The sequence below is a fragment of the Paenibacillus sp. FSL R5-0766 genome (assembly GCF_037971845.1).
Classification (GTDB): Bacteria; Bacillota; Bacilli; order Paenibacillales; family Paenibacillaceae; genus Paenibacillus.
In genome coordinates this window covers 236,247-260,182 of record NZ_CP150227.1, presented here as the reverse complement: position 1 = coordinate 260,182, position 23,936 = coordinate 236,247, and the positions used below count along the sequence as shown (strand labels likewise).

The following is a 23,936-nucleotide window of genomic DNA, read 5'->3' as shown; positions in this document are numbered from 1 at the left end:
CTGTTCATGCTGAATGACGACTAACAAACATCTGTGCTGATCACTAATTTTCCATAAATATTCAGTACATTATATCGGATGACGTGGGGTTGTCATAGGAGAAGACCATCCCGGTCACGGGTGACAGACGGGACAGCCTCTATATTGAATCCTTCTATTATTGATTTTTCTCAATGGCACGCTGGTAGATCTCAAGGTAATTACTCAGTCCGAGACCATCGAAGCCTTTGACATACGAATCCCATTCCTTATCAATGCTCTTGCTGCCAATAATGAACTGTGCCATATTCGTCTGCACATAATCCTTAATGGCCGTAGTCAGTTGTGCAGCTGATTCCGTATCCTCTGGACGAATAAATACGTTCGCAGGGTATACTTCTTTGGGTGCATAAGGTTCATACACATTAGTTGCTTGAGCCAGACGTGTACCATAACCCTCTGCTTCTAAAGGATTCTGTCCTTCCGCAAACAGATTACGGAATGTGTTGGATAAGTCATGTGCTCCGATCTGTGACCAACTCTCGTTCACAACAACGTTCGGATCACGCTCAGGCAGGTTGTAGTAGCTGTATTTGGCTGGCTCGCCATTGATGTTTTTCTCATCTGCATCTGCCTTCTTCCAGCCCTTGCCTTCAGTTGGTCCATACTCCGCGTACAGCGCACCTTCTTCACTGAACATGTAGTCTACGATTTTGATGGCGGCAATCTGCTGTGCTTCTGTCGCTTTGTTCGTGATGGCAAACTCAAACTCACCTACGCTCTGTGTAGCGCCTGTCGTCTGCACTCCATCTGGTCCTTTCAATGGAGGAACGATCTCCCAGTGCTGGTGACGGGTGATGTCTTTGTCATAAGTATTCACGAGATAACTGACCAGCGCCGTTGTAATGGAGCCGACCACTTCATCGCCTTCCTTGTTGCCCAGTTGTCCGATCGCCTGATCGTTCTGTGTAAAGGAAGCCGGATCAATCAGGCCATCTGCATACAATTTATTCATGTACTCCAGCCCTTTCTTCCAGCCTTCCTGATTGGCGGCAAAACTCACCTTGCCATCGTTCACGATCAGATACTTGTCGTTGTCATTGTATATAAAGCTATTCATCAGGTAGGCATCAATGTTGCCATTCCATACATACTTGTTCGGTGCGCCCGTGAGTGGAATCTCGTCCGCTTTCCCGTTACCGTTTGGATCTTGTGTCTTAAACGCCTTCAGAACGGTATACAGTTCATCTGTTGTGGTTGGCATTTTCAGGCCCAAATTATCGAGCCACTCCGTGTTGATCCAGTATTTCTGTGCATACGTGCAGTGGTAACATTCATTGAAGATTGGCAGCGCATAGATGTTTCCGTCCGGTGCTGTGATGGCTTCTTTGAAGTAAGGTTTCTCTTCCATAATCTTGGTCAGATTCGGACCATACTCCTTAATCAGATCCTGTAGCGGAAGGAACACGCCTTGTTTTCCATAGGTTTGAAGGTCTGAGGTGGTGAACTTGCCGTGAAGAAACACTTCGGGATAATCACCACTGGCCAGCAGCAATTGTCTGCGATCCTGCAAGGCGTCCGTTGGGGCCAGATCCCATTTTAGGGTAACGTCGAACTTGTCTTCGATAAATTGGGTAAATTCATTCTCTTCCATGGACGCTTTGCCTTGCGGAGCAAAGAGGGTCATGGTTACAGGACCGCCGCTCTCCCCGCTACCGCCGCTACTTCCACCCGATTCCTCGGATGAACTGCATGCGGACAACAAAGCCATCGAAGCAAAGACCAGAAACAACATCGAAATCCAAGATTTTCTCAATCTGACTCCTCCTTTTTGTTCATAACGGCAAATTATTGATTTGTACTGCACGTTTATAAAATCGACCCCGGAAGCCGGCGTGTTCCTTCCACCTCCTTTCAAGAGGCAACCGGGCTTAATTCACAAGGATTAACCTTTCAGGGAACCCACCATGACCCCTTTAACAAAATGCTTCTGTACAAATGGATACATGATGAGAATTGGAATGCTCGCCACAACAATCAGTGCATATTTCAACACCTGCTCGAAGCCTTGGTCCCGCATCTGTTGGCTGGTATTGGCAAGCATCGCCGGATCAGCCGCGTTCAGGATAAGCAGATTGCGAAGCACGTATTGCAAAGGGAACAACTTCTCGGAACGCAGGTAGATCAGTGCATCAAAGTATGCATTCCAGTGACCTACGGCATACATGAGTGTCATGACCGCCAGAATAGGCTTCGATAAGGGAAGAACTACGCTGATCAGATACCGGATATCCCGGCAACCGTCCATTTCCGCGGCCTCCCCGAGTTCTTCCGGGATTGAAGATTGGAAGAAAGTCCTTGCCACAATGACCTGGAACACCGCGAGCGCCCCGGGCAGCCACATCGCCCAGCGTGTATCCAGCAGGTGCAGGTCCTTCATCAAGAGGTAGGTAGGAATCAGACCACCATCAAAGAACATCGTGATCATCATGAAAATGATGATGGCTCCTCGTCCATAGAACGATTTTCGTGACAAAGGATATGCCAGCATGACGGTCAGCACCACGTTAATGAACGTACCCACCACGGTGTAGATGATCGTGTTATAGAAACCGAGCATAAGCTGTTGGCTTTTGAAAATGGAGATGTACGCCTTGATGTTAAAGTCGACCGGGAACAGCCACACCTGACCGGATGTCACGGCTCGTGAAGAGCTAAACGAAGAACTGATAATATACAAGAGCGGGTAAAACACCGTTAGCAGTATGGCGAACAGAAAGATGTAGTTAAGTGTCATGAAAATGCGGTCACCGAGCGGGTCCTTGATCCGGTTACGATTAATCAGGTTGAACATGGATAAGCTCCTCCTTTACCACAAGCTGTTCTGGGATACTTTGCGCGATATGCCGTTGACGATAACCAGCAGGATCAGGTTGATAATGGAGTTGAAGAACCCTACTGCCGAGGAGAAACTGAAATTCGCTCCGATCAGACCCACCTTGTACACATACGTGGAGATGACCTCCGAAGCGCTTGTATTGAGCGGATTCTGCATCAGGTATATTTTCTCGAAGCCCACGCCCATAATGCTGCCCAGACTCAGAATCAGCATGATAACGGTGACTGGAACGAGCGATGGGAGGTCGATGTGCCATATTTTCCGAAGCCTTGATGCGCCGTCCATCTTTGCTGCTTCATAGAGAGATGGATCAACACCAGCAAGAGCTGCGATATATATAATTGATGAATATCCCATGCCCTGCCACACACCTGACCAGACATAGATCGATTTGAAGTATTCCGGGATACCCATGAAGTTGGTCATCGGGAAGCCGAGCAGTGTGAATAGCTTGTCTACCACGCCCACATGCGGGGAGAGCATCAGAATGATAATGGATACCATAACAACCGTTGAGATAAAATGCGGAGCGTAAGTGACCATCTGCACAGTCTTCTTGAAGTAACCCGTTCGAATCTCATTCAGCGCCAGCGCCAGAAGGATCGGAATGGGGAAACCGGCAATTAAGGAATAAAAGCTGATGCCTATCGTGTTTTTGATTAACAGCCAGAAGTTTGGAGATTGGAAGAAGGCTTCAAAGTGTTTGAATCCGACCCACGGGCTTCCCCAGATTCCTTTGACTACACTGAAGTCCTTGAAGGCGATCTGGACACCCACCATAGGGATGTACTTGAAGATCAACAGATACAACACCGGGGGCAACACGAGCAGGTAGAGCTCCCAGTGCTTCTTGAGGCTTTTGATGAATGGATGCTGCCGCTTGGGCTCCACATGTTTCCTCTGTTGGAGTTCCATCTTGGCGGGTATGATTTCCGTAGCTCGACTCATATGCGTCACTCCTTCTACACCTCAAGTGTAATAATACATTACATTTACATCCCTTAAACATCCTTTTTTCTGTTCCTAGTTCCTTGTTTAACAAACATGATGTAAACATTCATATCAGGTAGCGCTTTCTTGATTTGATAGTACATCGCTCGATAAACTTTTATCAATTTGCAATTTTCTCCGACTTCTCTTTATTCCACAAACCCTTGTGTGACAAGCGATTGCGAGCCTTTTCTATTGGGAATTGTGTCCCTTATGTATGAATAAAAAAATCCCGGAGGTGTTTATATCTCCCCCGGAATTGACATGGCGTTCTATGCGCTGGTGACCAGCCTGAATGTATGTGTGATGGGTGTACCACTGGTTGCAGCGGATTGGGGCAGATCCACAAGAAGTCCGTCTTCTGTCTGCTGATACGAAAGTACGTCATCGCTACCGATGAGTTCGATCCGCTCTACCTTTTCCAGATAAGGAATGATTAACTGTGGTTGTACGGTCTCATTCTCGTTTCCGTATATACGGAAGGCATACACGGTGTTGATCTCTTCTTTCTGAGTGAAAGCCCAATCTTTCGTGAAATATGGCCCGCAGATCCGGGTTCCATAGACGCCTTCTCCATGAGTACTCAGCCATTCACCGAGGCCCTTGATGCCTCGAATTGCCCCTTTTGGCAGACGGCCATCAGGTTGTGGACCTACATTCAGCGCCAGGTTACCACCCTTGGACACGACTTCGAGTAGAATATGTGCCAGCTGTCTTCCCGTTTTATACTGATCATCGAATCCAAAAGCAAAGGAGTTCCCCACCGTAATACAACTCTCCCATGGAATGTTCATCGGATGTTCAGGTATGGTCTGCTCGGGGGTAACGATATTCTCATACGGTCCACCGACGGTGCGATCTGCGGACAGGAGCCAAGGTTGTGTGGTCTGACGCGCCCGTTCCACGACTTCTCCAAGCCTGATATCCTGACCATGGCGACCTTCGCGCACCCAGCCGGCATCCAGCCACAGACATTCGATTCGCCCGTAATTCGTCAGCAGCTCCATGATCTGCTCATGTGTGAACTCCACGAATTTCTCCCACAGCCACGGATACTTATGGGGATCATACGAGGGCCCGCGCCACATATGACGTCCACGCTCCATGCCCGGTGCCCAGTAATATGGTGTATGCCAGTCTGCTTTGGAGAAATACGCTGAGATACCCAGTCCTTTGGCCCGAAAAGCGTCAAACAGCGCTCGACAGATGTCCGCATACTTATGGGTATGAAAAGGCGTGTCCTTGCCCGTAATCCGGTAATCCGTCGTCTTGGTATCCCACATACAGAAACCGTCATGGTGCTTGGTGGTGAACAGAAAGTATTTGAACCCGTTATCTGCCGCCATCTGTGCCCATTCCTCAGGCTGGAAACGAATCGGATTGAAGGTTTTGTTCAGATCAAAATATTCCCGCTTGAAGTCTTCCATGTCATCCGTCCAGTCGATGTCATCGCGCGACCAATCGCCGTCCTCGTCGCTCAGCGCCCAGGACTCCACGAGACCAAGCTGGGAATACGGCCCCCAATGCATCATCAGCCCCAACTTCTGGTCCTTGAACCACTCCAACCGCTCATTCAGCAGCGGATCTTCCGGTTTGATCCACTCATCCTCTTTGCTAAAATTGTGCACACCGGCTTCGACGATCTGCTCTTCCTGCTCCAGTACCGTTTCTTTGGTTTCGCTCATCCTGTTTCATCTCCTCTAGATTTCAATGTCAAACGCTGAACACACAGGTTTACACTCGGCCACTGCGCGGTCAAAATAATCTTCCGATCGCTGTTACCCCCAGATTTTTTGATTATTTCCCTAAAGGGAAAATCCGGGGATAAAGGCGAGCGCTTCGCTTCTTCAGATTTCTTCTGCCCTCTCCGTTATCGTGTAAACGTTTAATTCAACTAAGAAGGACATCGTAAATCCTGTCATTTTTAGTGTAGTAGGATCTTCCGAAGCTTTTAGCTTGTTACTTCGGATTGATTCTACACTCTCCGTTTTGGCGTAAACGGTTCGTTTAACTCTGTTATTTTGAGTGCGGTGCCCTCTTCAATTACTGTGAAATTCCTTATTCCCCTCGTTTCTATAGGGGAATCCAAGGGCAGAGAGAGTGTGCTTCGTTGTTTTGGATTGGTTCTGTACTCTCTGTTATGGCGTAAATGGTAAGTCCTCTATAGGGTGTGTCTTCAACTTCAGTTCAGGGAAGATTTACGATGATGGATGTCGGCGTTTAAAGCGTCTTAAAATCCAGGCCAGTTTATCCTGGCGAATAGGTAGAATATTTTCTAAGGAACTCAGGGCGTCTTATTTAGCCTTTTGGTCCTCTTTTTAAATTGTAAGGAACATCAGACACGTTATTTCCCGAAATTAGCTGATAAAAATTGCTGTAAACTGCTGTTTATTCTCATATAGCGTGTGTCAGGTTCCTTAGATTTCTGCTAGCGCTTCGAATCCTTGAATAAGACGCCTCAGTTTCGTTAGCGCTCGCTCCCTACTCTGCTCCACCGGCGAGCGGAGAGGACAACTTCGAGTCCCGCCCCGATTGGAGCTTTTCATTGAAAAGGAGCGAAGTGCTCATAACTTTCAATGAAACGGAGTAGTAAAGTATCAACGTAGCGTAACAACGCCATATAATTCTACCTTTACAGTGTGATTTCGCGTCCCTGACGGGCTGATTCGTAGATGGCGCAGAGCATCTTCATTACCTCGACGCCGTCTTCGACGGGGCTAAGGGTTTCTTTGCGGCCTTGTGTGCTGTCGATAAAATGGTTGATTTCATTGCGGAATGAGCCCATAAAGTCGAAAGATTTGAAATCTACCTGTGGCGTCATGTTCAAAATGGTGTTGAATTTCTCGCCTATGATCGAAATCTCTGGCTCCAGCTCGGCACCGCCTTTGTCGCCATATAGTTTGACCGAAGTCTCATCCGCTTTGGCATGGAGTGTGAAACTGACATCCACGAGTAGGCTCGCGCCGTTCTCGAAACGAATCAGGGCATTTGCCATATCCTCAACAGTGTTCTGTTCCGCATCATAGTCCGCTGCTTTGTAGAACGACAGATTGTTAATGTTCGAGCGGTTCCCTAGTCGGTTAGACACGTTAGCGGAGACGGACTTAACCTTTGGTCTGCCCATCAGATACCAGCAAATGTCGATCACATGCACCCCGATATCGATCAGCGGACCACCTCCGGAACGGTTGATATCCGAGAACCAGCCACCCGGATTGCCCAGACGACGCAGACTGGAAGCTTTGGCATAATAGATCTCGCCCAGCTCACCCTCGTCGATAAACTTCTTCAGAATTTGTGCATTGTCGCTATAGCGGCGAACAAAACCAACTTGCAGCAGTTTTCCGCTGCGATGAACGGCCTTCTCTACCTCGAGGGCATCCTCCACCGTTTGGCAGAGTGGTTTCTCACATAACACGTTTTTGCCTGCGTCCAGAGCAGCAATGCTAATCTCGGCATGAGAGTCGTTCCATGTACAGATGCTGACGGAATGGATCTCGGGCAGTGCGAGCAATTCTTTGTAATCGGTAAACACATGAGGTGCATCATATTGCTTTGCCACTTCTGTGGCACGTGCTTCATTCAGGTCACAGATGGCGTATATTTCAACGTCAGGGTTACTGGCGTAGGCTTGCAAATGGCAATCGGATATGGATCCGGCACCGATAACGGCGACTTTCAATTTGGACATAGTGCTGATTCCTCCATCGTTTTCATATGAATTGACTCAAGAAATTATAATATCCGGCTTAACGTAACGACGGTGAATGCTTGGACTTTCGGCCGCTGTTGTCTGCAAATTTCTTTTATTGACCGCTCTAGCGGTTGAAATCCGCAGACAAAGGCGGTCGCTAACGCTCCTACAGTTCCAAGCTTCCCCACTGTTACTCATGCCTTCTTTAGAATTTGATTCAATTTTATTCATTTAAAACAAGTACTCAGCCCTATGCCTCTACCCATAGGCGGCGGACGTTATCCATGGCAATGCGTGAGGCGGTTTTGCAATCTTCCATGCCTTCAAATTCAATCGAGATATATCCGTCATACCCGGATTGTTTCAACACACGGAACACCTCAGGCATGTCGATATCGCCATGGCCCACAATGGCACCGCGCAGGTAATTGCCATGCGAGGTTTGGAACCAGCCTTCACCGGGATTTCGGTAGGAAGGTCTCCAGTAGAAGTCTTTGGCGTGCACGATCGACGCGTACGGAATGTTATTTTTTACGGCACTCACCGGATCTTCATCCACACAGAGGAAATTGCCGACATCCAGTGTGGTCTTAAAGTTACTCCGCGCCGTTTCGTGTAACAAACGCTGAATGCGTTCACTCGACTGCACATAGTACCCATGGTTCTCCACGCTTGTTGTGATTCCAAAACCTGCTGCATAATCGGCTATCCGCTGACAGGCTTTCACTAGTACCGGCAGGTCAATCTCGAACTGTGTTACGGTTCCTTCTGATGCGGGGCGGAAAGCCACGTCATGACGCATCAGTTTTACACCCAATGCAGCAGCCACGTCCACATGTCGCATCACATTCTGGATCTCTTGCTCCAACGCTTCGGCGTCTTCCTGCACAGCAAAGTTAGCGCCGATGGCATAATTGGAAATGTCGATTCCCACCTCTTTTGCCACAGCTTTAATCTCATCAATCAACTCCGGGTTATCGATCAGACTGAATCCCATTGGAACAATCTCCACATGTTCTCCACCTTGATCAGCAATCCAGCGAATGGCATCTGGCACGGTTAATTCTTTGCGATCCAGTACTTGTTGCAGACTGTAGGTGCTGAGTCCAACTTTCATTTCCCCTCATCCTCTCCTTTAGGACGTGTCTCAAAACTCACTGAAGTGCATCTTTTACCGCCTTTTCGCCCCCTGCTGCGTCCTTCGGAGTTTTCAGACACGCCCTAGTCAATGTCCATACCCAACGTATACCTTTTTCTGGCGGACACGACAATTCTCATTAATCGTTTGGCTCACCAATTTTCCTTTTTCTAGCCCAAATCCGGTGTATCCACGAACGTTACGGCCAGTTCAGACGTCTGATGTTGTTCGAATACAATGATTTCATTCTCACCTTCGTGAAGGAGCGGAGCAGGTACATACAATGTTTTTTGCGGTCCTTTATTCCAGTAGCGACCCAGATTGAATCCGTTTACAAATACAACCCCTTTGGTCCAGTTATCCAGTCTCAGAAAAGTATCTCTTACATCCGTGATATTAAACTCTCCTCGATAAAATGCTGGTCCCTGTACTTCATTAACTTTTTCGTTCATTGCTTCGCTGATCACATTACTAAATTGCAAACCCGACAGATCAGTTAAAGGCAGACAATGAATCGTCCAATCATATAAAAATTGAAAGCCATGCCGCACACCCTCGGTGATCCCCTTCGGATCTCTCAGGTACGGGCCATAGTTGATTCGCCCCATATTTTCAACAAGAATCAATAGATCTGCGCCCTCTGGCGGCACTTCAAAGGATACCGATAATGCTGGATTTCCGCGTTCCAGAACGCCCTGAAATTGCCCATCCACAAATACAAGCGCACGGTCACGTACCTCCTGAACCACCAGTTCCTGTTGCTCGCTTGGCCCGGATATTCGGGTTTGATAACAAATAAAGCCATAATCCTGACCCAGCTTCTCCATCGGTTCCGGATTCGTACGCTGCACCGGGGCTGATATCCGGTCCAACTGCGCCAGTAATGGCGCCTGCTGGTTCAACTCCACTCGCCCATAAGCGATGGTTCCCTTCGATTCTGGCAATACAAGCTCACCCAGATCCTCATTGCTATACCGAGCAATTAGATCACGCACCGCATGGAATTTCGCTGTCGGCTCCCCGGATTCACTGAGCAGTGAATCGTAGTCGTAACTTGTAATTGTGGGTTCGTATTGATCCTTCTGCTGACAGTTCGCCCCGTTGTAAAATCCGAAGTTCGTTCCACCGTGGAACATATAAAAGTTAACCGAAGCTCCTGCTCGAAGCATCTCTTCAAACACACCAGCTACATCTGTGGCTTCTCGGGTATGATGCGACTCACCCCAGTGATCGAACCAGCCGTTCCAATACTCCATGCACATTAAAGGTTCGTCCGCCTGATATTCACGCAGCTTGGCGAATGCTCCCTCCGTTCCTGATCCAAAATTAACCGTAGCCAGATGTCCTGGCACCGATCCCGCTTGCAGCATGTGGTCTGTCGGTCCATCCGAGGTAAATAACAACACATCCATACCGCGCTTCACCATGCCCTCACATAAATATCGCAGGTAACTCGCGTCGTTCCCGAAGCTGCCGTACTCATTTTCAATCTGCATCGCGATGATCGGCCCGCCATGGGTGCTCAGAAGGGGTTTCAATTTGGGCAAAAGCACATCATAATAACGATCCACATTCGCCAGAAATTTTGCATCATTACACCTCAGACGAATCTCATCATCAGCAAGCAGCCAGGCAGGTAATCCGCCAAACTCCCACTCGGCACATATATAAGGACTTGGGCGAACAATCACATGCAGGCCCACATCTCCCGCAATACGAATAAAACGTTCCAAATCAGCCATGCCTTCAAAACAATACTGCCCCGGCTGGGGCTCATGAACATTCCACGGCACATACGTCTCCACCGTATTGAAACCGCAGGCTTTCAGCTTGAGTAACCGATCCTCCCAATAGTCGGGGACCACTCTGAAATAATGGATGGCACCCGACAAAATCCGAATGGGCTCGCCATCATACATGAACTGTGAACCTTTATACGTTAGCAAGGCCATGTTACAACCCTCCCCGCTCGCTCAGATATATACCTAACCCAGACAACGTAGGGCACCATCTGGATTCATGAATGCTTAATCGCATCTTTCTCAATGTGACCTGTGGGAAACAGCAAATTCGCTTATGCCCCACCACCGTCCCCGTGTAAAACGTTTCCCAACCACCATCTGCCCTCTGCGACTCCAGTGTAAAACGCTCAATCCGTTGGCCTGTCTGGATATGTTCCATCAGCACCACCCGGTCAAACGATCGTTCCTCCTGCAAATCCAGCTCGATCCAAGCTTGCTCCGTTCCTTCGTGAGGACACCAATACGTTTCCCGGCGTTCCGTCAGCACTTCCGATACAGCATGTTGTTCATCTATCGTCTCCGATGCTTTTACCAGCGCCTGCAAGGCCAAATTTTCCTGAAAAATGGTGCGCAGCGAATCTCCCAATTCCTGTAGTCGATCGACATCCGTTTCGTGAATGAGACCACGCGTATCAGGTGGCAGATTGAGTAAAAAGGTGGCATTGCCCCCCACTGCGCAGTAATAGACGGCGAGCAGTTCTTCCAGTGTTTTGACCTGATCATCTTCACTGGCATGATAGAACCATCCCGGGCGAATTGAGGTATTCACCTCGGCAGGGTACCAGATCAGTGGGTCACCTTGGGAACGAATGACCTCTCGGCTTCCCAAATCACTGTCCTGCGTATTGATCCTTGTGGCAAACTCACCATCATCCACCTGCTGGGATTGCTCCTGGATCTTCTCATTATCCTGCATATGCGCTGGCACAACGCTCCATTCCGATTTCCGCGTATGCCCCGCCTCATTGCCACACCAACGTACATCTGGGCCACATACCGAGATGACAGCCTCAGGCTGAAGTTCACGAATAAGCGCATAATAGGCGTCCCAGTCATAGACCTGCCTTTTGCCATTCGGACCCTCACCACATGCACCGTCGAACCATACACAGAAGATGTCGCCATAATTCGTAAGTAGCTCGCGCAACTGTTGGAGGAAAAACTCGTTATACCTCTCAGAATCTCCATAAGTGGCTTCATGCCGATCCCAAGGAGACAGGTACACGCCAAACTTCAACCCGCCCTCACGGCAGGCATCGGCGACTTCCCGAACCAAATCCCCCGTACCATTCCTCCACGGACTAGCCGCGACCGTATGCGCTGTAAACTGACTGGGCCACAAACAAAATCCATCATGATGCTTACATGTCAAAATCAGCCCCTTCATCCCCGCAGCCTTGCACGCCTGCACCCATTGCGTTGCGTTCAGTTCAGAAGGATTGAAAATCGCTGGGTCTTCCTCCCCAGTGCCCCATTCCTGATCCGTAAATGTATTTACCGTAAAATGAATAAACGCGTAGAACTCCATCTCCTGCCATCTCAGCTGGCGTTCGGATGGGCTGACCTGTGCTGCGGCCTTAATCCATTCGGCTGGTTGCAGTTCATAATTCATGGCGTATCACTCCTTTTTTTAGTGCATCCCTATATCATTGGACCACCCTTGCTTGGACCGCTACTCAGTGCACTACTGTCCATGAATGGCTGTGATGCAAGCAATAACTGCTGCTGGGCTTCTTCAACCAAATGTGGATCAATGGGATAATTAAAGCTGCCTTTGTACCTCACGCCTGATCCCATATGGATTTCCGTGATACCCGTCTGACTCACTAGCGTTTGAATTCCCTCTATGGTGACCCCCGACCCTGCCATGACAGTGATGTTCAAGGTTTGCCCCAATTGCTGAAGTTGTTTCAGTTCCAGTATGGCTTCAGGCGCTGTCTGTTTCCCTCCCGATGTAAGTACACGCTCTACGTTGCCCAATGTGTTAATGGCCTTGAGCGCCTCAGTCAAGCTTGTGCTCACATCAATTGCACGATGAAACGTAACGCCCAAACCATGAGCCTCGGCCATACATGATTGCAAGGATATGAGGTCGACTTCACCATTTCCGGTGAGGGCACCGATCACAATGCCAGCGGCTCCAAGTTCCCTCGCCACGCGTACATCCCGGGTCATGGCGTGGATGTCATCTGCGCTATAGCGGAACGAGCGGCTATGCGGACGGATCATGACATACACTGGGATGGAGACTTGAGAGAGTACTTGCTTCATGACACCATAACTGGGGGTAAGCCCTCCTTCGGACATCGCAGACACCAGCTCAATCCGATCAGCCCCTCCCTCTTCAGCTGCTTTGGCATCTTCCACATTCACAGCAATGACTTCCAATACAGGCTGTCTTTCCATAAGGTCGCTCCCTTCACTTCAGCGTAGATTATTCCAGAACCGTTAACCCGTATCGATACACATCTCTCGAACTGCACACAGCCTGATCCATGACATAAAGGACCGACTGAACGCTTCATCAGCGCTCCTGCGGTCCTTCTTCATCATTATGGGCGACGGTCAGCTTCCCAGATCGCAATCTGCAAAGACTGACCTTCATGAACGATATATGGTTTGTCGGTAATGATCTTCATGATTGGATTCTCCTTTGGGGACCGGAATGGGCTAGCAAATAGAGAGTGCAACGGATTTCATCACTTCATCTAATGAATTTTGTTATTTTTGTTATTTATAATGTTATTATCAATTAGCAATAGTCTAAAACGTTAGGATCAGAACGTCAATACAAAAAAAGACACCCAGAGGGTGTCTTCATGTCTTGGATAACCTTCTGGTTATCCGAGCTTTTTCTATTTTCTACGCCGAGCCTTCGTCATTCGATTAAACATAATCAGTGCAGCAATAATCATGGCTATCATGGCAATATTACTCGCCACTTCTTGTGATAGTCCGAAGAGAACTCCCAGGTTAGTCACCAGGCCTCTTACAATCAGCGCCACCACAACCAGCAGGATTGGACTCAAAAAATTATAATTTCTCATTCCTCGCAACACCCCTGACCCCATTGTTCAGAACTACGAATCTCATAACACTATCATAACAGTAGCTATTCTGTGTTACAACAAAGGACACCTACGTACAGTGTCCTTTGTCATATACCCACGTATTCTGCTTTGGATGACGGAACAACCTTTCGATTGCTCTTATCACCTGATATTTCCGATTATCTTCTACACCTGTTTGAATTCAATCCAATCAATCTGGAGACCTGGTTTGGTAAAGTCCAGTTTCAATTCATACAGTCCTGCTTCAAGATCTATTTTGACAAGTTTCTGTCTGATCCATTTGCCTTCCGTACCATTTGTTTGAATGGTGGTCACCAACTGATCATTCAGGAGCAGGTTACATGCACTTTGAGCGAGTTCCGGCTCAGGGGACATGATCTGTACGATAATCCGGTAATGGCCGGCCTCATCTACTTTCATGTAGACGGGTTCAGCTACCGCAGGTTTCACCTGTGCGTTCTCAACCAGCGCCTGAGCTTGTGCAGCAGATAGGGAGGCATTCGCTTGGAACGAAGCGACGTTCTCCACGATCTCGTGTTTTCTGCCGGACACTGGTGCATTCATGATGAACTTGCAGATATTAATCGCCGAGCGTTGCAGCTCTCCGCGAGTCAATGTTCCATTTTCCAAGGATTCAATCGTGTTATCATCCCAGCCATTGATCTCTGCGCCGTAGTTCGGTACAACCATGTAGAGATCATTCTGCGCACGAATCATCCAGTTGGTGTATTTGCGATCAGCTTCTCCACCTTCGGTCACATCATTCATAATCGCCCACCAGTCGGTCATTACGATTCCCTCGAAATTCCATTCGCCACGCAAAATCGTGGTGTTCAGGTCGTAGTTGGATGCTGCCCAGTGTCCGTTAACCGGGTTGTAGGAGGTCATGATGGAGTTTGCTCCGCCCTCTTTGACTGCGATTTCGAAACCTTTCAGGTAAATTTCACGCAGTGCACGTTCGGAGACAACAGCATCTACTTTACTACGGTGTTTCTCCTGATTGTTGCAGGCAAAGTGTTTCAGTGTGGCATTGGAACCACCCTTCATGATACCTTTCGTACATGCTGCGGCAAATACACCCGAGATCAGTGGATCTTCAGAGAAGTACTCAAAGTTCCGGCCATTAAGCGGGCTCCGGCGGATATTGAGTCCAGGTCCGAGCAGGGTATCCACCTGATTTCTTAGCAATTCCTGTCCTTCCATCACATACAACTCTTCAACAAGATCCTTGTTCCATGTCGCGGCAAGCAACGTACCAATGGATACCTGTGTTGCCTTCTCGCCACTATCCATACGAATACCGGACGGGCCATCTGCCGTACATGCTACCGGAATACCGTAGTTAAACAGGCTGTCGCTGACACCACCAAATGCAGATGCCGTCCCCGAAGTAACGAGCGGACTGCTCATGCCTTCGCCACGGACAATCGCCGCCAGATCCTGATCACTCAGTTGAGCGATGAAGGTTTCCAGACTCACTTTGCCAGCCTTAACGTCACTCAGCTTGTGGCCCTGGTTACCCGTCTGCTCCAGCGTTTGCGGGAGATTCTGCTCAATCCGGTTCGCCATGGATATCTTACGTTTCGGTACTTCTGCATAAGTCAGTTCATAAGATCCATCTTCCTTACGCGTACCTGGTTTCATCCGTGTAAAATCTTCAGTTGGGGCCATCGCTTCTTGCAGTTGCTCCACCAATTGAAGGGATTCAATCACATATCCATCCTGGCCATCAATGCTGATATGCTGCACTTGTTTCACACTGGTTCCTACGTGCAGTCGGTATGTGCCTTCTTCCAATACGTACGCGGAAGCAAGACCTGTAACGCCTGCATCATCGTAAGATGCCATGGCATGGATCGGGAAACTGATCGTCAGAAGTTCTGACTCGCCCGGCTGCAACAATCCTGTTTTACCAAAAGCCACCAAAGCCTTCACCGGTTGTCCCAGTTTGCCTTGTGGTGCTTCATAATAGACTTGCACAACCTCTTTACCCGCATATGTTGTACCGGAGTTGGTCACATTGACACGAACTTCAATGTAGGTTTCGCCGTCTTTGGACACGGATTTTGCTTCTTCGTGCTGGGCCAAAAACGTCGTATAAGACAGGCCGTAACCGAATTCAAACTGAACGCGCTCAGGTCGAAACGTTTCGAAATAACGATAACCTACATAGATATCTTCCTGATACAGGTTCTTGAACTCATTGCCGTAGTTGCTTGTCGAAGGGTAATCTTCAATGGAATATGCAATCGTATCTGTCAGTTTACCGCTTGGTGTAACGTCCCCCGCCAGCACATCGGCAATCGCATTACCACCCTCCATACCGCCATGCCAGGAGTAAATTACGCCTTGGATCGGATGTAGATACGTTTCGTTTAACCAGCTCATGTCGATGATATTTGAGACATTCAACACAACGATTGTGTGTTCGAACTGCGAAGTGACTTGCTTCAACATCGCTTTCTCATCTTCTGTCAGTTGGTAACTTCCTGGCGCATCCGCATTATCCTGGTCTTCTCCTGCTGTACGTCCAATAACGATAATGGCTTTGCTAGACTTGCTTCTGGCCTGTGCAACCAGTTCATCCGTCAAAGGCATTTCTTTCTGATTCCATGGCTCGGCCGCCCATACTTTTCCGCCATCATCAAATGGATTTTCCTCAATCCACTTCTCATAGACAGCTGCTAGCTCTTCATTGACCGTTATATTCTTCTTGCTGCGCAGACCATCTAATAGATTCGTTGTGTAGGCCACATGTACACTACCGCCTGAACCTGTACCGCTGCGATAATAATTGACTTGAATTCGACCAAAAACTGAAACGTTTTCGTTTTCGCGAAGCGGAAGCACTTGGCCTTCATTTCTGAGTAAAACAGCTCCTTCAGCGGCAACCGTACGACTAAACTCTGCAAACCCTTCCAATGGAACTCCGATTTGATGTGTGCTCAATGATTTCCCTCCTGATTGTCATCCCCATCTCTACGAATCGCTATATATAAAATGAACTATATAAATTGAACTAAAGAATATTTACACCGGACACTCCGATGACAGAATAACCTTCCGATCGCTGTTATCCCCAGATTTTATGAATCCCCCTTATATGGGGAAAATCCGGGGATAAAGGCGAACGCTTTCGCTTCTTCAGGTTTTTTCTGTCCTCTCCGTTTCGTGTAAATGTTTAGTTCAATTTATATAACAAAACGTACACTCATTTTATATAAAAGATATTCTATGATCTGGTAGATTCACTTGTACCTAGTCTCATATTAACAGATTCTATAGAAGAAATTAAATTAGATTTGTGCTTTTGAGAAGAAATTACCCTAACGTCAAAAGTTGCAGACACAATTACGCAGTTCCACGATGTAAGAACACGCTCATTCAATCAATTTTTCGTTAAAAATACAATGATTCAAGGATAATATTTTAGGGAATTATTTCCGCTAAACGTATGGATAATATCTCCCATTTTGTTGAACTAAAAGGCTTTTGTGGTATACTAGTGATATCAACAAATTAGGAGCGTACTGTGCTCACCAGGGTTGCAACCCTTGGTTCCACTCCGCAGTGGACTTTAAATAAGATGCGGAATAGAGTAATTAGTTGCATAACACACGGTAATACGGAATATACTATATTTGGACCCCTAGGGTCACTGGGGAAGGCGACCCCTAGTTCCACTCCGCGGTGGACTTTAAATAAGACGCGGAACAGAGCTTTTAGTCGCCACCATATTGTAATTGTGAAGGCGCTGGTTCTATCTACCTAGCGTCTTTTTTAGTTTGTAAATAGAAACTGTGAGGGAACCTATATGCTCGAAAGGATATCACATGTCCACGACTTACACTCACTAGATGTAAAACCAAGAATAGATCAGATTAACCTAAAATTGCTCCTCGACTATTACATCAGCTATCTATTACCTTATCGATTTACATACCATTTGGAAGATGGCTCCATACTCCACTTAGATTTTAACAAAGAAAACTTTTGTCATCTTGTAGGCTTACAGAGTATTGTCAATAAAACTTTGAAGGAACGCGCAGCTTCAAAATATAGGGGCATGCCAGGTTTCAATGGTGTAATGAACGGTATAATTACGTTTGAAGATTTAAAGAAGAAAAACAAGGGTGGATTCAATAGTGTAAAAAGTAAATTAGTTAATTTCCATCTCATTCCCAAGCTACTTATGTCTTCAACACAAGTCGTTTACTACACTCAACCTGTTAATAATATTAATTGTGCCCTATTGATATTTGATGTGTATCACAATGCCTATATCCATCTTGGAATAGATAAAATAGTGGAAGGAACCTATGTAGCAAGAACGTTTCTTATCGAACCGATAACACAAAAAAATTCGGGCACTACTTTCATTGATGGTCAAAAAGGACCCATACCCATTGTTAAAACTTTAAAAACGTTAAGACCGTATATACACAAGTAACAGCCTCTACAGCTATCACCATCACTGAATCATCAGATAACTATTAATGGTGGCTCATCTGGGATCGATTTCAGGTATAAACTAAATAACCATTCTCCGGTATACTACTGGAAAACGGTTATTTAGTTTGTTTTGCTACCTATAAGGTTATAGAATTCCTTTTATATATCAAGTCGTAAGTTTCGCATATACCAGGAAGAATAACATCTCTTCGCCCATGATGACATAACCCGGAACCCGATAGATCAGATCAACAAGGACAAATGCCACCAGCAACCCTACCATCACTGCCAGATGACGTGGCCGGAGTCGTAGATGTGCGTGTCTGTAACGGTGGAACACAAGTGATGTCGACAAGAAATATAGCAGCGTTGATCCAAACACAAACCCTAGCATGAACACATAGTTTAACTGATTCTGATATAACAGCTGAATTGAAGCAGCGATCATGCTCATGGAGATGTAGATGAACAGATGGCCGTATATGATCGCTTGCCCGGCAGTCTGAATCTCTTTGCTGACCTTTTTCTCCACGTTGTCGAAGTACTGCCACCACATCGCAATGACAAAGATGGACGTAAAGGCGGCAAACAGGATGGATTTCATATCCCAATGATCGGCTTGCAGCACAGCGATAATGCTTACCACCGATTCACCAAGCAGGATAAGTGTAAAGAGTGCGAAACGTTCCAACAAGTGATGGGTCTGAACGGGTACTTTCACCAAGTTTTTACGTCCAATCAACGGAAGTACAATATCCACGGCAATCCCCACATACAAAATTAAGTAGCGTAACCAGGAATCGAAGAACAATGAACCTGATGAGATCAAGATCCCAATGAGGAAACAGATACCCAAGTAACGAGCGGCTTGCTGTTGATGCTCGCTTTTCGACTTGTGAACCGTCAGATACTGAATCGCCGTAAATGCCCGTGAACCGATATATCCAACGAAGAAGGACAGGTAGTATTGGTCAAAATGAGTAGAAAGGCTCGCCGTCATGACCATAACGGACAGAAGCTGAAGGATGAGGAATATTCGATGGATCAGGATGTCTTGACCATAGCGGTTTATAAACAAGGTCTGACCGACCCATGCCCACCAAACAGGGATAAAAATAAGCACAAACTTCATTAAATATTCAAACGTAATTACTCCATGTTCGGCATGTAACAAGACATGACCCGCTTTGGCGACCGCTGCTACAAAGAGCAGATCGTAAAACAGCTCCAGCCAGGTAACCTTTTTCTCCATCATCCTTCGTTGCTCCTTTGGTTTTTCTCTTAATACAACGCCTGTTGCTCACTCAGTTACCTACCCGCTTACCTGGTGACGCGCCCAGAGGAAAAGCCTCTGAGCGCCATCTACCTTTCTTCATTGTACTGTAGCAGGTGCGAGTGTTCTTACTTCAATCGGTTGCAGATTGTCCTCAATTTGAGTGCGGTATTTCTCAAACCACGCAGGCAGCATCAATTTTTGTCCAAGCGAATCAGCAGGTTCATCTTTGGCAAAACCCGGAGGATCTGTAGCAATTTCGAACAGAATGCCGCCAGCATCTCTGAAGTAGATTGCGTTAAAGTACTGACGATCCCGAACTGGAGTCGGTTGGTACCCGTAATCACGTACAGCTTCACTCCACTGTGCATGCTCCTCATCATCTTTGGCGCGCCATGCAATATGGTGCACGGTTCCTGCTCCACCCATACCCAGAGCCATACGGGTCACTGGAACATCTACGACATTACCGATATCCCCGCTGGACCGGAAACGAGCATACTCTTCATTTTCACTCACTCTGACAAATCCCAAAATTTTCTCAAGAGCATCCATCGTTCTTTGTGGGTTAACACTGAACAGGACAGCACCACCGAAACCTTTGATCGCTTTATCTGTTGGAAATCCTTCGTGCGCCCAAGTGCTGGTTGCTCCCTCTTCCCGTTCAACAAGCTCAAGCCGCAGGCCTTCGCCATCTTCGAATTGAAGCAGGTCTTCATTGAAGCGACTTGTTTTGGTTACCTCAATGTTATACTGTTCCAGCCGGTTCTGCCAGAAGCCAATCGACCCAGGAGGAATGACATAAGAAGTGATGCCGACCTGACCTCCGCCAATTTTGCCCCGTGGTGATCCAGCGGATGGGAAGAAGGTAATGATAGTACCTGGGCTTCCGTGTTCATCACCAAAATACAGATGATATACATCAGGTGCATCGAAGTTGATTGTTTTTTTCACCAGACGAAGTCCCAGAACTCCGGCATAAAAATCAACGTTGGCCTGTGGATCTCCTGCGAAAGCTGTAATATGGTGAATACCTGCTGTTTGAATAGTCATGATTAATTCCTCCTTGGTTTGGTAAGTAATTTATCTTTAAATTAAGATATATGATCTAGCGAATTATATGCTAGTTTTTATTTTGATTGGCCTGTTCTTGTTTCAATTTATCAGGAGTCACGTCATCGCCGTTCGGATCATAGATGGTTGCATTCAGCAGAATATCGTTGACCGAACCGCGAAAAGTTTGCAGATATTCCTGGCGAAGACGAACCTGTTCCTCTTTCTCCATCTCCGTCAATCCGCCCTCTTTGGCTTTTCTTGAAAGTTCATTTATTCTGGTCAATGTTGGGATCATCATCTTGATCTCTCCTCGTGTAATGGATTAAAGATATTTGTTTTGGTTGTTATTTATATTTAAATTAAATATCTTAAGTTAAAGATAAATGATTTGTGATCGGTTGTCAATTCTTTTATCTAAACTAAAATAATTGATCCTGCTCCTCTGCTCTACGCCATGTTGCTTTAACTATAAAACAAAAGAGGGCCAGCTCCGCAATATCTCAACTACTGCTGGACTAGCCCTTCATGTATTTATTTCATTAGCCCAGCTTTTGCCCACAATTCGGACAGAAGTTGGCTCCTTCATTTTTGGCTCCACAGTTCGGGCAGAAGTTTGGCTTCTTGTTGCCTTCTGTAGATGAAGATGTATTTGAATCACCGTTGCTATTTCCCGCTGGTTTCTGATCGTTATTCTGATTCTGAGACGAATTGGAATTATTGTTCTGGTTTTGGCCTTGGTTCTGGTTCATGTTTTTCATCATTTCATTGGCCATGTTCATACCCATCATCATGCCCGCCATATCCGAAGCTGCGCCGCCGCCCTGTACTTTGCCGGATGAGATGCCGTCTGTCATGCTGACCTGTTGATATTTTTGCAGATTACCAATCATCTCATGCGAAGCGGTCTTTGTGATCATATCCTGAATCTCTTTTGGATAGTTGAAGCTCATCACTTGGAAACCGGTAATCCCAATGCCGATATCCATCATTTGCATATCCAGATCTTCCTGTATCCCCTTGGCAATATCCGATGCATTGGCCTGCAGGTTGAACATATCCTTCCCTTCACGGCTAATCCACTTCATTAGAAGCTGATCCAGCACGGAAGTGATTCGGATTTTGACATCCTCCACCAGATAACTCTGCTTGATGCCTGCAATCTTATCAATCAGGGTCACGTAGTCACTTACTTTAAAATTAAATGTACCGTTGGCCCGAATCGGCATCCCGCCCGGGAGCTGTGGTGTTGGAATTAACACCGGACTTTGTGTGCCCCAGCGCACGGTGAACTCTTTAGTATTTACAAACAAGACTTCGACCCGCATGCCACTGTTGAATCCAAATTTGAATCCTTTTAATGTAGAAAGAAATGGAATGATCTCGGAATCGATATTAAATGAGCCTTCGTCCTCGAAAATGCCTTCCACTTTACCGTTATTCAGGAAAATAGCGTCCTGACCCGAACGGATGATCAGTTTACTCCCCTTCTTGATCTCCCGGTTACTCCATTTCCAAAATATCATGTCATCTCTGAACTCTTCCCATTCCACCACATTCGAAAATTGATTTCTGAAAAATCCCATACTTGTTCCCATCCCTTCTAATTAAAAAATCCGCATACTCAATAGTGACTAGAACGAACCTCTACTTCCACTGTGTGAATGACCGCCTCGGGAGGTACCCCCGCCTCCTCCTCCGCCACCGTTGTTGTTGTTCTTCTCGATTTTGCGCTTGGTTACGGTTGTACGGATATAACGATCCTGACGATCAATTACACTGGAATTGCTTGAATCCTCATAAGTCGCACGATTGACCGTGACACGTCCCCCGGAACGATAGGTCATAATACCAACAACAATACCGCCAAGAACTACAGATACTCCCAACTGAAACCAACCGTTGAACAAAATATTGTTTGGATTCACACCAGGTTCATACCCCATATATTTGTAAGAGAGCTCAATATATTTCTCAAATGCGAGTTTATAATCCCCATTGGACAATTCAGAGGTAATTCGGGTACGGATAGCATCAAGCCGCTGATCGTCCAGATACTCTTTTGCCTTATAAAATCCAGCCAGATACACTTCGCGATTATTCATATCCATCGTCAATATGACAGCATTACCAAATTTCTTATCGTACCCTAACCCCTGCTCATCATAAAAATCTTCCGTTAAGAGCATAACATCCTGATTCTCAACATTATTTGTTGTATAGATAACAAAGTCCGTCTGCCGTTCCGCGCCATACTGATTCGCAAGTAGATTCAGTTCACTTATCTCCTGCTCACTCAGCAGGTTGGCCTCATCGTAGATGAGATTTTTGCTCTCCGCTGCGGATGCCGATGATATGGGAATCAACGGAGCACCTAGGGTGATCATAAGTAAAATGAGCGTAGCCATCACTGCCAGAGGGGTTCTTTTTCTCATAAGAATCCACCTCCCATCATCCAGGAAACCAGCTTCAGTGACAGCAACGAGACCGCAGAGACTCCTGCGAACCATCCGGCCACTTTGGCTTTGCTGATCGGTGGTTTACCGACAACTTTACCTGTCTGTCCATTCATGGCAAAGGTATACTTTGCCCGATTATAGTCATAGTTGACCATCCACACCGGGAGCAGCACATAGTCTGCATTTTTGAGCGTGGTATCAATCTGTTTGTCCGTGTAGCTCACGCTGGTATATCCGGATACGGTTGAAGCAATATACGAATCAATGTAAGATCTCGTTTTATCCTTGGCCCGTGGGAAAAGTTCCTCGTCTGTATAACTATATTTTTCCGCAATGTACCCCGCCAGATACGGGGTCTTGAACAATTTCAGCTGATTATATGGAAAAGGCTCAAGCTTATCCATCAGTTCATCCTTCATTTTCTCCGATGCATCGATGGGCAGGTTCACGTAATTCAGCCGAATCCGGCGGTATATATCGAAATGCTGTGTTTCCGTGTAATGGTAGTCGCCCTGGGTGTAGGATCTGACCTTGGTGCCACGACCATGCACTTCGATTTTGTTATGTAACTCGTACAACCAGAACGGCACGTACATGCCAGTAATGCTCTGAATCCGATCGGCGGACATGAAGCCACTTGGCGTTAAAAGGCCGTTTTTGCACCACTTTTTGAAAGCCTGCTTGGCTTGATCCTTGTTGATCGAAAAGGGAATCACCATCGCAGGGGCCAGATTGCCCGTCAGCCGATCACTGAGTACAACCGCTGCACCGCAGAAACTACATGTCGTCGCACTGGTCTCCGGTTCTGTCACGATGTCAGCTCCACAGCTGTTACAGTGGTATTCCTTGACCTCATTTTCGGTAAATACTTGTCTCTTCAAGGGATCGGGGATCTGCTCTATGTTGTCCTGACGGCCGCAGCTGGGACAGGATAATGCACCTGACACACTGTCAAAGATCATGCCACTGCCGCAGTTTGGACATTTATATTCAATAACCGGCATTTGCTCACCTCAATGTTAACGAAATATAATTCTAATTGACACTGTATAACTTCGCTGGCAGAACAAGCTTCCGATGCAGCTTTCTTTCAGAAAGCTTTTAGCTCCGCTTCTTCAGCTTATTT

The 23,936-nt window shown here is 46.8% G+C and carries 18 protein-coding genes; 1 reads left to right on the top strand and 17 read right to left on the bottom strand.

Features of this window, described 5'->3' with window-relative positions; all coding sequences use genetic code 11:
- Positions 1–157 precede the first annotated feature (157 nt).
- The 11 genes from MKY66_RS01190 to MKY66_RS01140 form a co-directional block, all read right to left on the bottom strand.
- On the bottom strand, positions 158–1,795 hold the full coding sequence (locus MKY66_RS01190; protein WP_083657001.1) for an extracellular solute-binding protein: 1,638 nt from the start codon (positions 1,793–1,795) through the stop codon (positions 158–160).
- Between the two features lie 129 nt (positions 1,796–1,924).
- Positions 1,925–2,833: a carbohydrate ABC transporter permease gene (locus tag MKY66_RS01185; protein WP_082763028.1), complete on the bottom strand. Its 909-nt coding sequence runs from the start codon at positions 2,831–2,833 to the stop codon at positions 1,925–1,927.
- 15 nt (positions 2,834–2,848) lie between these two features.
- A complete protein-coding gene (locus MKY66_RS01180; protein ID WP_223868815.1) occupies positions 2,849–3,793 on the bottom strand; it encodes an ABC transporter permease subunit in 945 nt (314 codons plus the stop codon).
- A gap of 347 nt (positions 3,794–4,140) precedes the next feature.
- A complete protein-coding gene (locus MKY66_RS01175; RefSeq protein WP_076210240.1) occupies positions 4,141–5,553 on the bottom strand; it encodes an alpha-L-fucosidase in 1,413 nt (470 codons plus the stop codon).
- A 947-nt stretch (positions 5,554–6,500) separates the two neighbouring features.
- Positions 6,501–7,559: a Gfo/Idh/MocA family oxidoreductase gene (locus tag MKY66_RS01170; protein WP_076210238.1), complete on the bottom strand. Its 1,059-nt coding sequence runs from the start codon at positions 7,557–7,559 to the stop codon at positions 6,501–6,503.
- Between the two features lie 253 nt (positions 7,560–7,812).
- Entirely contained in the window at positions 7,813–8,679 is an 867-nt protein-coding gene (locus MKY66_RS01165) for a sugar phosphate isomerase/epimerase family protein (RefSeq protein WP_076210236.1), read from the bottom strand.
- A gap of 191 nt (positions 8,680–8,870) precedes the next feature.
- Entirely contained in the window at positions 8,871–10,652 is a 1,782-nt protein-coding gene (locus MKY66_RS01160; protein ID WP_076210234.1) for a glycoside hydrolase family 35 protein, read from the bottom strand.
- A 1-nt stretch (position 10,653) separates the two neighbouring features.
- Positions 10,654–12,114, bottom strand: coding sequence for an alpha-L-fucosidase (locus MKY66_RS01155; protein ID WP_076210232.1), 1,461 nt, complete (start codon positions 12,112–12,114; stop codon positions 10,654–10,656).
- Positions 12,115–12,143: 29 nt separating this feature from the next.
- On the bottom strand, positions 12,144–12,908 hold the full coding sequence (locus tag MKY66_RS01150) for a copper homeostasis protein CutC (protein WP_076210230.1): 765 nt from the start codon (positions 12,906–12,908) through the stop codon (positions 12,144–12,146).
- Between the two features lie 449 nt (positions 12,909–13,357).
- Entirely contained in the window at positions 13,358–13,549 is a 192-nt protein-coding gene (locus MKY66_RS01145) for a hypothetical protein (protein WP_017691199.1), read from the bottom strand.
- 189 nt (positions 13,550–13,738) lie between these two features.
- Entirely contained in the window at positions 13,739–16,522 is a 2,784-nt protein-coding gene (locus MKY66_RS01140; protein WP_076210228.1) for a glycoside hydrolase family 3 C-terminal domain-containing protein, read from the bottom strand.
- An 865-nt stretch (positions 16,523–17,387) separates the two neighbouring features.
- On the opposite strand from MKY66_RS01140, the gene MKY66_RS01135 reads away from it, so the two are divergent.
- A complete protein-coding gene (locus MKY66_RS01135; RefSeq protein WP_076210226.1) occupies positions 17,388–18,023 on the top strand; it encodes a PBECR4 domain-containing protein in 636 nt (211 codons plus the stop codon).
- Between the two features lie 168 nt (positions 18,024–18,191).
- Here the strand turns inward: MKY66_RS01135 and MKY66_RS01130 are convergent, their stop codons facing one another.
- The 6 genes from MKY66_RS01130 to MKY66_RS01105 form a co-directional block, all read right to left on the bottom strand.
- Positions 18,192–19,280 carry a low temperature requirement protein A gene (locus MKY66_RS01130; RefSeq protein ID WP_076210224.1) on the bottom strand — a complete coding sequence of 363 codons (1,089 nt, stop codon included), beginning with the start codon at positions 19,278–19,280 and terminating at the stop codon, positions 18,192–18,194.
- Positions 19,281–19,397: 117 nt separating this feature from the next.
- Positions 19,398–20,351: a ring-cleaving dioxygenase gene (locus tag MKY66_RS01125; protein ID WP_076210222.1), complete on the bottom strand. Its 954-nt coding sequence runs from the start codon at positions 20,349–20,351 to the stop codon at positions 19,398–19,400.
- Between the two features lie 70 nt (positions 20,352–20,421).
- The gene (locus tag MKY66_RS01120) at positions 20,422–20,649 is read right to left on the bottom strand and encodes a DUF896 domain-containing protein (RefSeq protein ID WP_074096683.1); all 228 of its coding nucleotides are present in this window, start codon (positions 20,647–20,649) and stop codon (positions 20,422–20,424) included.
- Positions 20,650–20,893: 244 nt separating this feature from the next.
- Positions 20,894–21,937 carry an SPFH domain-containing protein gene (locus tag MKY66_RS01115; protein ID WP_076210220.1) on the bottom strand — a complete coding sequence of 348 codons (1,044 nt, stop codon included), beginning with the start codon at positions 21,935–21,937 and terminating at the stop codon, positions 20,894–20,896.
- A 48-nt stretch (positions 21,938–21,985) separates the two neighbouring features.
- Positions 21,986–22,738, bottom strand: a complete 753-nt coding sequence (locus MKY66_RS01110; RefSeq protein ID WP_256704201.1) for a TPM domain-containing protein — start codon at positions 22,736–22,738, stop codon at positions 21,986–21,988.
- 44 nt (positions 22,739–22,782) lie between these two features.
- Complete coding sequence (locus tag MKY66_RS01105) at positions 22,783–23,814, bottom strand: hypothetical protein (protein WP_076210216.1); 1,032 nt, start codon at positions 23,812–23,814, stop codon at positions 22,783–22,785.
- Positions 23,815–23,936: the final 122 nt, after the last annotated feature.